Origin of the sequence: Planktothrix sp. (assembly GCF_046067725.1) — a bacterium.
Taxonomy (GTDB): domain Bacteria; phylum Cyanobacteriota; class Cyanobacteriia; order Cyanobacteriales; family Microcoleaceae; genus Planktothrix.
Genome location: NZ_JBJUDF010000141.1, coordinates 1 through 12,293 on the forward strand (window position 1 = coordinate 1; position 12,293 = coordinate 12,293).

Genomic DNA, 12,293 nt, shown 5'->3' on the forward strand with positions numbered 1-12,293 from the left:
ATATAAACACTACCTGCACCAAAGGCAACAAACAACAGAATATTAAACTGTTGTTGCAGGGGAAATAAAATAGGAGAACCACTCATAATCCCTTGTAATTTAGCAAAGGCAATCATGGAACCGGTGAAGGTTACACCCCCAATTAATACCCCTAAAATAGCCGTAATCGTTGTTCCTAAAGGGGGAGATTCTGCTAAAGCTAAATAGCGCCAAAATTCTCCCACCGCTACCATTGAAGAAGCCGCACCGCCTAAACCATTGAGTAACCCCACCATTTGGGGCATTTCTGTCATTTGAACTTTATACGCAATTACCGCCCCAATGACTGAACCAATAATTAAAGCGAGGGCGATCATTTGATAGTTCAAAATCTGCCGATCTAACATTGTGGCAACAACGGCAATTAACATTCCAATAGATGCCCATAAATTGCCGTTTCTAGCTGTTGCTGGAGATCCTAATTTTTTTAATCCAAAGAAAAACAAGGTGACAGCCACTAAATAGCTGAGTTGTATTCCCGTTAAGCGAATATCCATTAGGCTTTAGCCTCCTTTTTCTTAAACATTTCCAGCATTCGATCTGTAACTAAAAAGCCACCGACAACGTTAATCATGGCGAGAATAATCCCAATAAATCCGAGAATCACGGTAACATTCCAATCGCGATCGCCAGCAATAATTAACGCGCCTAAAACAGAAATTCCTGAAATCGCATTCGCTCCAGACATCAAAGGAGTGTGCAAAGTTGGTGGAACTTTGGTAATCACTTCAAAACCCGCAAAGGTTGCTAAAACAAACACAAACAATGCGGAAATTAAGGTTTCTGTCGTCATAATTTCAGAACCATTGAGAGTTAACTGTTAACGGGAGACTGTTGATGATTTAAACTTAAAGCTTGTTTAACTCTTTCGGAACGAATTTCACCGTTATGAGTCACACAAGCTCCATCGAGAATATCATCGGCAAAATTAATTTCTAGTTGCTTTTCTTTATTAATCATTAATGTTAATAAAGCCGAGAGATTTTTGGCATAAACTTCACTAGCATGAATGGGCATCGAAGACGGTAAATTAATCGGCCCAATAATCGTTACCCCATGTTTAACGACATCTTTTCCCGGTTCGCTGCATTCACAATTTCCTCCTTGTTCGGCGGCGAGATCCACGATCACCGAACCCGGTTTCATTTGGGCAACCATCTCCTCCGTCACTAATACTGGAGCTTTTCTCCCTGGAACTTGGGCAGTTGTGACGACGACATCAGAGGCGGCGACGTGCTGGGTCAAAACTTCGCGGGTGCGTTCTTTGGCTTTTTCGGAGATTTCCTTGGCATACCCTCCCTCAGCAACGGTATCTTCATCCAGGGAAACATCCACGAATTTTGCCCCTAAACTTTGGACTTGTTCTTTTACTTCGGGGCGAATATCAAACCCTTCCACCACAGCACCTAAACGTCGGGCAGTTGCGATCGCTTGTAACCCAGCAACCCCAGCCCCCAAAATCAACACCTTTGCAGGTCGAATGGTTCCAGCAGCCGTGGTTAACATGGGGAAATATTTCGGTAACGCCGTTGCTGCAATTAACACCGCTTTATATCCCGCTAAGTTCGCTTGAGAAGATAAGGCATCCATGCTTTGGGCGCGACTGGTACGGGGAATTAATTCCATACTCAAAGCCGTGACGTTCTCGGCCGCGAGTTTCTGAATTAATTCAGGATTTCCCAAGGGGTTTAAAAAGCTGATTAACACCCCACCAGAGCGCAGTTGAGACACTTCAAAGTCTTGCAAGACTCCCACTTTCAACAGCACATCTGTCTGACCCCAAACGGTGCTTTGATCCGCGATTTTCGCCCCCACCTGTTCATAAGCACTATCGGAAAAACAGGCCCGTTCCCCAGCCCCAGCCTCCACCCATACTTCTACACCTTGTTTAACCAAACGAGCTACAACATCAGGAATGAGGGCAACTCGTCGCTCATCTACCTGACTTTCTTTAGCAATACCGATTTTCATAAAATCTCCTCATAAGATTTGTTGATGGTTGACGGTTGATGGTTAACGGTTGACTGCTTTGCACTGCGCTTGTCAAAGTATTAACTTTTCCAAGTCAGCAAACAAAGGCAGGCGTAGCCCTACCTCCCCTGCTCCCCTGCTCCCCTGTTTCCCCTGCTCCCCTTTAGTCTATATATACCGAGTTGTGTCACAATAGAGTTCTAAATTTGCATCGTAAAGCTAAAGTCCTGATTTAGATTCTTATCTTTAACTTGTCTTTATCAAGTTCAGAAAACTTAAACAAAATTTCAGTGTGTTACAGGAGTTTTTATGCGACAACTATTTTCTGCTATACTGATCACGGGTTTGGCTCTGACGACATTACCTAAAATTGCTCAAGGGCAAGGTTTACCGGGGATTACCTTGTTTAGTGGCCCGGACAAAACAAATATTTTAAATTATTTTCTCGAAAGCGGACGCTCAGGAGAATGGGATCGCTACAAACTCAGACTTCCGGCGGATAAGTTAAATTTAGCGATCGCGGAAGTTTCTATTACCTACCCCGACTATTACAAAGGAACCATTGATCCTGACCGGGTACAAATTCGGATTCAAAATCAGCCCATTCCCTTAGAAGAAGTGATTTGGGATCAAGAAAACCATATTATCCAAATTTATCCTCAAGAACCAATTCCGGCTGGAACGAAAGTAGAAATCGTTCTTTCTAATGTCAAAAATCCCACCTTTGGTGGTGTTTTCAACTTTAACGCCAATATTCGCACCCCTGGGGATGTCCCCATGTTGCGTTATGTCGGAACTTGGATTTTGAGTATTGATGATTAGGGGTTGACGGTTGGCTGGGCAACAAAGGGGGGTGCGCTGGCAGTTTACGCACCCTACGTTCAAAGTCCAGAAATTGTGTTATAATGAAAAATTGTGACTTTTAATTAAAAATTAACGAAAAGGCACCGGAGGTAAGCAATGGCTCAACAAACCCTGCAAGGAACAAACCGCAAAAAGAAAAGAGTTTCTGGCTTCAGGGTACGGATGCGGACAAAAAACGGTCAAGCCGTGATTAAAGCCCGCCGTAGAAAAGGACGCGCACGTTTAACGTTTTAATTTCTTGATCCTCTTGATCCGAATTAAAAACAACCTATTGCTATTCCCACGAACTCATGGCGCTCCCAAGGGTCAAGCTAAGGGAAATGGGTGAATTTGTGGGTGGCAGTATTTAATTGATGTTACCCAAAATCAATCGACTCCGACATCCCAAAGACTTCAAAACCGTCTATAGCAAAGGACTGCATCGCAAAACCCCTCATCTAACCTTGAGGGCTTTACGAAGTCAACCCCGTCAAACAGAACACAATTCAAAACCCTCTGCCTTGGTTCAGCCAACTCGGATGGGAATTTCCATCAGCCAAAAAGTCAGTAAACGGGCTGTTGTACGGAATCGGATCAAACGTCAAATTCGGGCCGCTTGGCATCAGTTTTTACCCCAAGTCTCCCCCGGTTGGGATGTGGTGATTGTGGTCAAACCAACAGCCGATCAGTGCAATTATGCAGAAATTCTGCAAGAATTAAAACAGTTGTTGGTAGAAGCAGAGGTTTTAAATGGGTATACGGGAGGAAAGTTTTTATGAAGGAGGCCCCGCCATCGGTGACCTCGTTATCAATCTATTAATAGGACTGACGATTATTGGTATTCCCCTTACCATTGGGGCAATTGTCCGGGCCTTATGGTTGCGCTATCGCATCACCAATCGTCGCATCTCCGTGAACGGGGGATGGATGGGTCGAGACCGTACCGATATCGTCTATTCAGAAATCGTCAAAATCGCGAAAGTACCGAGAGGGTTGGGAACTTGGGGAGATATGGTTTTGACTTTGAAAAATGGTTCTCGTCTGGAACTCCGGGCTGTACCTCGTTTTCGAGAAGTCTATGAGTTTATCCTAGATAAAGTTTCGCCCCAAGCTCAAAAAGCCAGTGCTGCGACGAGTCGGTAATCTGGAAATTTAGACACCATCGCTGTTGATCGGATCAGAACCCTTCCTGTTGAGCCAAAATCCTGACACATCAGGGGGCGGTTACCAACCCATCCATCAAGGGTTGGCGAATGGTTCTTAAAATTAATACATATTCAATCCAAGCAGTTCAATAAACTCAAAAGAATGGACTTTGGTATCGGGTTTCTTTCCAACAATGTGATGTTGCCGATCCTAGATTTTTTCTACGGGATCGTGCCGAGTTATGGTTTAGCGATTGTGGCGTTAACCTTGGTGGTGCGCTTTGCGCTTTATCCTTTGAATGCGGGTTCCATTCGCAATATGCGGCGAATGAAAGTCACCCAACCGTTAATGAAAGAACGGGTTGAAAAAATTCAACAACAGTACAAAGATGACCCGGAAAAACAACGGGAAGAAATGAGCAGAGTCTATAAAGAATTGGGAAATCCCTTAGCTGGATGTTTCCCCCTTCTGATTCAAATGCCCATTCTCTTCGCGTTGTTTGCCACATTACGGGGTTCACCGTTTTCGGATGTTAACTACACCGTCGATGTTCAAATTTTCCCTCGTGAACAGATGGAACGGATTCAACCCCAAGCGTACGCTACTAAACCGCAAAACTATTATTTTGCGGATGGCGTTCATTCCTCCGTTGTGGCGATGATTCCGAGTGGAAATCGTTTAGGAGTGGGAGAAGAAATCAATGTTGAACTTGAAACCGTTGAGGGTAAATCCTTACAAGCGGAATTAGCTCAATATCCAGATGTCAATTTAACTCCGACCTGGAAAATTATTAAAGGGGAAGACAAGATCCAAGTTGATGAAAACGGCAATATCATCGCCTTAGCTCCTGGAGATGCCACAGTTCAAGTCAGCCTGCGGGGGTTAGCATCGGATAAAGGATTCTTGTTTATTGATGCCTTGGGTCGAGTCGGGGCTGTTGATCCTGATGGTACGATTCACTGGGATATTGTGGGCATGATTCTAGCCTTTGGGGTGTCTTTATATCTCAACCAAGTCCTGTCAGGACAAGGTTCCAGTGGGAACCCTCAGCAAGATACTGTTAATAAAATTACTCCGGTGATTTTTAGTGGGATGTTCTTCTTCTTCCCCCTTCCGGCTGGGGTGTTGCTGTATATGCTGATTGCCAATATCTTCCAAACCATTCAAGCCTTTATTTTGTCGCGGGAACCCTTGCCTGAAAACCTGCAAAAAATTGTGGAAGAATCCAATAAAACGACGGCTAAATTAGCGACGGCTGAAGGGGGACGAGAAGCATTACCCTTTGAACCGAGACGTTCTAAGAAAAAGGCGCAATCCTAGCAATGAACAATAGCGATATACAACAGGGTCAAGCATGGCTGGAGGAATTACTCAAATTAGGGGGTGTTCCTTCCAGTGTCAAAGCCAGTGTAGAGTCAGATTCCTGTTGGTTAACCATTGATGAAGTTAATCTCACTCCTGAACAAGTCGCCATTTTGGTGGGTCAGGATGGAGAAGTTTTAGATGCGATTCAATATTTACTCAACGCGATTCACAACCTGGGTAAAGAGGACGAAGAACGCACCTCTTACACCGTAGAACTAAACGGATATCGGATTCGACGTCATTTAGAACTACGAGCTTTAGCGGATCATGCCGCTAATCGTGTCCGTCAAACTGGGGGGGAAGTGGAAATCAAGTCCCTTTCCTCGGTTGAACGACGTTTGATTCATCATTTTCTCGAAGAAAGCGATGATTTAGAAACCTATAGTCGGGGACAAGACCCTGACCGTCGTTTGGTGATTAAAATGAAAGGCTAGACAAGTGCACCTTGTTTAGCCTTGTTTACTGTTGGAGGGTGGGAAAGTAATTATGGACTCTATCTATATCCCTCATTTACTGAGAACACAAAACCGATCTTTAGAATTTGAGTTTCAAGAGTTTTTTCCAGACTTAGAAACCTTAACTCCAGTTCGCGGTCGGATGCGGGTTAGCCACAAAACCACTTATCTTGAAGTGGTGGTACAAGCGGAAACTATTGTTACTCTGACCTGTGACCGATGTTTAAAACAATATAATCATCGGCTGAAAGTAGATACGTCCGAGTTGATTTGGTTGGATGTGGCGGCGGATCAACTCGACACTTCAACAGGTGAAGTTGAAATTTCTTTAGATGAACCTGTGGAAAGTTTGCACCCCCAAGGTCATTTTTTACCGGGGGATTGGCTGTATCAGCAATTGTGTCTAGCCCTACCTTTGAGACAACTCTGTGATGGCCCTTGCGAACCGCCAAAACCAACTGCCATCGAATCTCAGACTATTATTGACGGGCGCTGGGCTGCATTGCAAGCTTTGAAACAAAATCTACCCAGTTGAGGGATCTGTCTGTGGAACAGGCATCTTGCCTGTTAATCTGTTAAAACCTGTTAACCCATTAAAACCTGTTAATCTGTTAAAACCTATTACCCTATTAACCTGTTAATCTGTTAATGTGTTAAAACCTGTTAACAGCTTCCTATTAACAGGCACTTTTCCTGTTCCACAGATTCTACACTCCTGTTGTTTCTATGAGTAAATTTAATGAAGAATTGAAGCTATTATTGCGATCGCGCTATGCGATTATTTATATTCCGACTTTAGAAGAAGAACGAGTTGAAACCGCCATTAAAGTTGCCGCCAAAGAACAAGGAAATCGAGCCGTTTATGTTTGGGATTTTGTTGATGGATATCAAGAAGGAAATCCCAATGATTTAGGGGCAGGAAAACGGAATCCTTTACAAGCCTTAGAATTTATAGAAAAATTACCAGAGGCAATGCCTTCTGTTTTTATTTTAAGAGACTTTCATCGCTTTTTAGAGGATATTTCAATTTCACGGAAACTTAGAAATTTAGCGAGAAGTTTAAAATCTCAACCCAAGAATTTAATTATTATTTCTCCTCAAATCTCGATTCCCCCTGACTTAAGTGAAGTGTTAACGGTATTAGAATTTCCGTTACCGGATAAAACTGAGATTAAGACTGAAGTTGAACGACTTTTAATCGCAACGGGACATCCAATTGAATCTCGTTTACTGGATGAAATGGTGCGTTCTGTTCAATGACTTTCCTTAGAAAGAATTCGGCGGATTTTAGCAAAAGCGATCGCTACTCATGGCGAACTACAAGCGGATGATATTGAATTAATCTTAGAAGAAAAACGCCAAACCATTCGCCAAACTCAAATTTTAGATTTCTATGCAGCCCAAGAAAATATTTCTGATATTGGCGGATTAGATAATTTAAAAGATTGGTTATTAAGACGGGGAGGAGCATTTTCAGAACGCGCTAGACAATATGGTTTACCTTATCCCAGAGGATTATTATTAGTCGGAATTCAAGGAACTGGAAAGTCCTTAACGGCAAAAGCCATCGCCCATCATTGGCATTTACCGCTATTAAGATTAGATGTGGGGCGTTTATTTGCGGGGTTAGTCGGAGAATCAGAATCTCGTACCCGACAAATGATTCAATTAGCCGAAGCATTAGCGCCTTGTGTACTGTGGATTGATGAAATTGATAAAGCGTTTTCAGGAGTAGATGGAAAGGGAGATTCAGGAACAACAAATCGGGTATTTGGTACATTTATCACTTGGTTAGCTGAAAAAACTTCCCCCGTTTTTGTGGTCGCAACGGCCAATAATATTCAATCTTTACCTGCGGAATTGTTAAGGAAAGGGCGATTTGATGAAATTTTCTTTGTGGGATTACCTGATCAAGAAGAACGAAAAGCCATTTTTGAAGTGCATTTATCCAAACTCCGACTCCAGAGTATTAAAAATTATGATATTGAACGATTAGCTTATGAAACCCCTGATTTTTCAGGGGCGGAAATTGAACAAACTTTAATTGAAGCTATGCACATTGGCTTTAGTCAAAATCGTGATTTCACAACCGATGATATTTTAGAAGCGGCGAGTCAAATTGTTCCCTTAGCCCGAACTGCAAAAGAACAAATTCAATTACTACAAGATTGGGCGGCGGCGGGAAAAGCGCGTTTAGCATCTCGACAAAGTAGTTTAAATCGCCGCTTGTCCAATTGATGAGATCAAAAAACCGGGTTTTTAGCCTAGAGCTTATGGATGAAATCCTACTTTTTTCCTGAAAAACCCGGTTTCTGTTCTTGTGCAATTGATGATATCATGGTTGTTTTTAATCCTGTTAAAAATTCATGTATAGACCTGTTGCCAAAACTATGAATCTTTATGGTGTTTTTAAATTTATCGTTGGCTTTTTTCTGGCTATTTTAATTTTAGCAGGTGCAACGGTAGCGACGGCTTTATATTTTGCAGCCCGTTTAGCTGAATTGCCAGAACGTCCCACCTTTCCCAATGATAACCCCGCAGCAAAAACAACTGCTAAAGTTACAACTCCTAAACCTCAAGTTAACCCAACCCCAACCCCAACTCCGACTCCAACTCCCGCAGAAGAAAAGCTTGAACCCGGCGCTTATCGGGCAATTGTGACACAACCCATTGGTTTAATTTTACGGGATAGTCCGAGTACCGAAGCTAACCGCATTGGGGGAATTGCTTATAACGAAAAAGTGATTGTGTTAGGAGAAAGTGACGATAAACAATGGCAAAAAGTTCGTGTTTCTCAGGATAGCGATCGCACCGGATGGGTTAAAGGAGGTAACACAGAAAAAGTTGAATCCGAAAACTAATCTTTAATCAAATATGGTGAATCAATCTCTAAATTTTCTTTTTTTGAGATGGAGGATCTTCTTCAAAGTTCTCCCCTTTGTTGCCTTATTTTGCTTGATGAAATGGATAACTCATCAATTACGATGGCAACTAGGAACCTTTGATAGTCAAATGGGTTCCTTGTTAGGTGCGGTAACATTTATTGTCGCATTTATGTTAAGTGGAACCTTAACGGATTATCGCATTTGTGAAGATATTCCCATCCAGATTGTTAATGCTATTGAAAGCATCCAAGATAGTAACCTTTATTTAGCAGCTAGAAAGCTAGAATATGATCCTCAACCTCTGACTCAAGGGTTATCTGATATCGTTAAATCGATTTTACTTTGGCTAGAAAAAGCAGAACCTCTTGAACAAATTGAAAAAAATATAACCGATTTGAATCAATTATTTGTTACTTTTGCTATCAATTCTGATGCTCCTATTGTCGCCAGAATTCAAGGAGAACAAGCTAAAATCAGGGTTTTAGTTGCTCGAATTCAACGCATCCGAGATACAGACTTTATTACCCCTGCTTATCCGTTAATGCAACTGCTTTCTGGTTTTTCCATCTTGGCTTTATTAATCATTGAAACAAATGAATTTACTGTTAATTTAATGATTTCAGGACTAATTTGTTTATCCTTATCCTATCTCCTCATTTTAATTTATGACCTTGATAATCCTTTTGAATATCAAGGTAAATCGAGTGTAGATGTTGATTTATCGAGTCTGAAACGACTTTTAGAACAGTTACAACGGCATCAGAAAACCATATAAGAGAAAACGATTAAAATAACGATCAAACCTGGCTCTACTATTATAATACTTTATTCTTAATTTAGTCAAACCAATGCAAATTACTAAAACCTTATTTCAAAATAAAATTCTCAATAATGCGATCCGAAATTTTACTTTTCCTGATGATTTGCTAGACCGCCATGACATTCTTCAACGTTGGATTAATACCCTAAAAGCAGGAACACTCGAAAAAGTTAAGGAAACATCTTTACAAGGGGATTTTTTAAAAGATATTTTTCAGGATATTTTAGGATATCGGTCTGTAATTTCAGGAGAAGGGAAAACCTGGGAAATTCACGCCGAACAAACGATTTCTGATGGAGGTGGGTTTGCTGATGGTGCATTAGGATTATTTACCGCAAGTGAAGGAAAAGGAGGAAAGGTTAAACTTCAGGGTAAAATTATTGCACCGATTGAATTAAAAAGCGCTAAAGACGATTTAGATCGACCTGCACCTGGACGCAAACTTTCTGCGGTTGAACAAGGTTGGCAATATGCGAATTATACAGAAAATTGTCGTTGGGTGATTGTCTCTAATTATCGAGAATTACGTCTTTATCAACTCACGAAGACACCCGCTTATTTTGAATGTTTTTTATTAAGTGAATTAGCAGAAATCGCTAATTTCAAAAAGTTTTATTACTTACTTTGTCGGACTAACTTTTTACCCAAAACCGGACAACAACAATCGATTATCGATCGGTTATTGGTTGATTCTGATACCGCACAACAAGAAATTACAGAACAACTTTACCAAGATTATTATAATGTTAGAATTAATCTTGTTAATCATTTTTGCTTCACAGGGCCTAAAAATATCCCAAATCGAGATAATATCTTAATTGAAAAAGCTCAAAAAACCTTGGATAGAATCTTATTTTTAGCTTTTTGTCAAGATCGAGGATTATTACCTAAAAATACCCTGAATCATGCTCATGATCACAAAGATCCTTATAACCCTAGACCTATCTGGGATAATTATAAATCAGTCTTTTCTTGGGTTGATAAAGGCAATGAAGATCCACCGATTCCGGGTTATAATGGGGGATTATTTGAACATGATCCGTTATTAGATGAACAGTTAACGGTTCCTGACCCCCTGTGTACACAACTCAAAAATTTAACGAAATATGACTTTGAAACAGAAGTTTCTGTTGATATTTTAGGGCATATTTTTGAACAATCCATTACAGATTTAGAAGCGTTAAAAGCTAAAACTCAAAACCAAGATTTTAACCAAAAATCAGGAAAACGCAAAACCCAAGGGATTTTTTATACTCCAGCCTTTATTACTCAATATATTGTGCAAGTTGCGTTAGGAGGTTATCTCAAACAAAAAGAAGATGAATTGCGAAATCGCTTTCAATTAAATACTACCACAAAAGCCAACAAAAAGCAACAAAAACAGGCAGAAATTAAATTTTGGCAAACCTATCGAGATCAAGTTTTAAAGCAAACCAAAGTTTGTGACCCCGCTTGCGGTTCTGGAGCATTTTTAATCGCGGCTTTTGATTATTTATTCCAAGATTATCAACGAGTCAATCAAGCCTTATCTTCCTTAGTAACAACACCAGAAACAGAGTTAGAACGTTTAGATACAATGATTTTAACTCAAAACTTATATGGCGTTGATTTATCGGCAGAGTCGGTCGAAATTACGAAATTATCGTTATGGTTAAAAACGGCTGAACTTGGAAAATCCTTAACCGATTTAGATCATAATATTAAACAAGGTAATTCTATCATTGCTGATGCTGACGTTACGGAAAAACCCTTTAACTGGGAAACAGAATTTCCTGAAGTCTTTGCTCAGGGAGGTTTTGATGTGTTGATTGGAAATCCTCCCTATGTCCGACAAGAATTATTATCCCCCATTAAACCCTATTTAAAAAATCATTATCAATCCTATAATGGAGTGGCTGATTTATATGCTTATTTCTATGAAAAAGGGTTAAATATCCTCAAACCCGCCGGAAAATTATCTTATATTGTTACGAATAAATGGTTAAAAGCAGGTTATGGTGAACCCTTGCGTCGGTTTTTTATTGAACATAGCATTTTTGAGCAAATTATTGATTTTGGACACGCCCCAATTTTTGAAGATGCAGATACTTTTCCCTGTATTATATCTGTTTATAAATATTCTCCTGCTCAAGAGTTCCGGCGGGGTAACCCCGCCCCTACAACAGAGGTTAAAGTTTGTCCAGTTCCTAGAGAAAAATTAGCTGATATTAACTTAACTCAATATATCCAAAATGAAGGTTATGATGTTGCTTGGTCAAGATTTACAGCCGAATCTTGGAGTTTAGAACGTCCCGACGTTGAGGAGTTAATGAAGAAAATTCAGCGTGTGGGAATTCCTCTCAAAGATTTTGCAGGAGTTAAACCGTTATATGGCATTAAAACCGGGTTAAATGAAGCGTTTTTAATTGATGATGAAACTAAAAATAAAATTGTTAAAGCTGACCCCAAATCTGCCGAAATTATTAAACCTTTACTTCGAGGTCAGGATATTAAACGGTGGTATTCTAAATCAGAAAATTTATGGATAATTTTTACTAGACGAGGGTTAGAAATTGAGGATTATCCGGCTATTAAAAATCATCTCAGTTCCTATCGCCCAAAATTAGAACCTTGTCCTAAAAATTGGAATAAAAACCAAGACGGGGAATGGTTGGGACGCAAAGCAGGTCATTATCAATGGTATGAAATTCAAGATGCAATAGATTATTGGGAAATTTTGGAACAACCCAAAATCCTTTATCAAGAAATTAATACATATCCAGCTTATAC

At 40.4% G+C, this 12,293-nt stretch carries 13 protein-coding genes and 1 pseudogene; 11 read left to right on the forward strand and 3 right to left on the reverse strand.

What is annotated here, in order from left to right; genetic code table 11:
• From ACKPEB_RS07855 to ACKPEB_RS07865, 3 genes are all read right to left on the reverse strand, one after another.
• On the reverse strand, window positions 1–536 hold a 536-nt coding region (locus ACKPEB_RS07855), incomplete at its 3' end, for an NAD(P)(+) transhydrogenase (Re/Si-specific) subunit beta (protein WP_408964322.1).
• Window positions 536–832 (reverse strand): NAD(P) transhydrogenase subunit alpha, encoded by a 297-nt coding sequence (locus ACKPEB_RS07860; RefSeq protein ID WP_072719205.1) that lies wholly within the window; start codon window positions 830–832, stop codon window positions 536–538. The genes ACKPEB_RS07855 and ACKPEB_RS07860, both read right to left, overlap by 1 nt.
• Before the next feature lie 20 nt (window positions 833–852).
• Window positions 853–2,010 (reverse strand): Re/Si-specific NAD(P)(+) transhydrogenase subunit alpha, encoded by a 1,158-nt coding sequence (locus tag ACKPEB_RS07865; protein ID WP_408964323.1) that lies wholly within the window; start codon window positions 2,008–2,010, stop codon window positions 853–855.
• 309 nt (window positions 2,011–2,319) lie between these two features.
• Here ACKPEB_RS07865 and ACKPEB_RS07870 point away from each other — a divergent pair, with 309 nt between their 5' ends.
• The 11 genes and pseudogenes from ACKPEB_RS07870 to ACKPEB_RS07920 form a co-directional block, all read left to right on the forward strand.
• Window positions 2,320–2,832, forward strand: a complete 513-nt coding sequence (locus ACKPEB_RS07870) for a DUF2808 domain-containing protein (protein WP_408964324.1) — start codon at window positions 2,320–2,322, stop codon at window positions 2,830–2,832.
• A 138-nt stretch (window positions 2,833–2,970) separates the two neighbouring features.
• A complete protein-coding gene (gene rpmH / locus ACKPEB_RS07875; RefSeq protein ID WP_071782564.1) occupies window positions 2,971–3,108 on the forward strand; it encodes a 50S ribosomal protein L34 in 138 nt (45 codons plus the stop codon).
• A 119-nt stretch (window positions 3,109–3,227) separates the two neighbouring features.
• The gene (rnpA, locus tag ACKPEB_RS07880) at window positions 3,228–3,632 is read left to right on the forward strand and encodes a ribonuclease P protein component (RefSeq protein ID WP_408964325.1); all 405 of its coding nucleotides are present in this window, start codon (window positions 3,228–3,230) and stop codon (window positions 3,630–3,632) included.
• Entirely contained in the window at window positions 3,604–3,996 is a 393-nt protein-coding gene (locus tag ACKPEB_RS07885; RefSeq protein ID WP_408964326.1) for a PH domain-containing protein, read from the forward strand. Before rnpA ends, ACKPEB_RS07885 begins: the two co-directional genes overlap by 29 nt.
• 165 nt (window positions 3,997–4,161) lie before the next feature.
• On the forward strand, window positions 4,162–5,319 hold the full coding sequence (yidC, locus tag ACKPEB_RS07890; RefSeq protein ID WP_408964327.1) for a membrane protein insertase YidC: 1,158 nt from the start codon (window positions 4,162–4,164) through the stop codon (window positions 5,317–5,319).
• A 2-nt stretch (window positions 5,320–5,321) separates the two neighbouring features.
• A complete protein-coding gene (locus ACKPEB_RS07895; protein ID WP_408964328.1) occupies window positions 5,322–5,798 on the forward strand; it encodes a protein jag in 477 nt (158 codons plus the stop codon).
• A gap of 52 nt (window positions 5,799–5,850) precedes the next feature.
• Window positions 5,851–6,354, forward strand: a complete 504-nt coding sequence (locus ACKPEB_RS07900) for a YceD family protein (RefSeq protein ID WP_408964329.1) — start codon at window positions 5,851–5,853, stop codon at window positions 6,352–6,354.
• Between the two features lie 191 nt (window positions 6,355–6,545).
• A pseudogene (locus tag ACKPEB_RS07905) lies at window positions 6,546–8,057 on the forward strand (AAA family ATPase).
• Between the two features lie 152 nt (window positions 8,058–8,209).
• Window positions 8,210–8,680, forward strand: coding sequence for an SH3 domain-containing protein (locus tag ACKPEB_RS07910; RefSeq protein ID WP_408964333.1), 471 nt, complete (start codon window positions 8,210–8,212; stop codon window positions 8,678–8,680).
• A gap of 97 nt (window positions 8,681–8,777) precedes the next feature.
• Window positions 8,778–9,479: a hypothetical protein gene (locus ACKPEB_RS07915; RefSeq protein ID WP_408964331.1), complete on the forward strand. Its 702-nt coding sequence runs from the start codon at window positions 8,778–8,780 to the stop codon at window positions 9,477–9,479.
• Window positions 9,480–9,552: 73 nt separating this feature from the next.
• A partial coding sequence (locus ACKPEB_RS07920) for an Eco57I restriction-modification methylase domain-containing protein (protein WP_408964332.1) occupies window positions 9,553–12,293 on the forward strand: 2,741 nt, incomplete at its 3' end.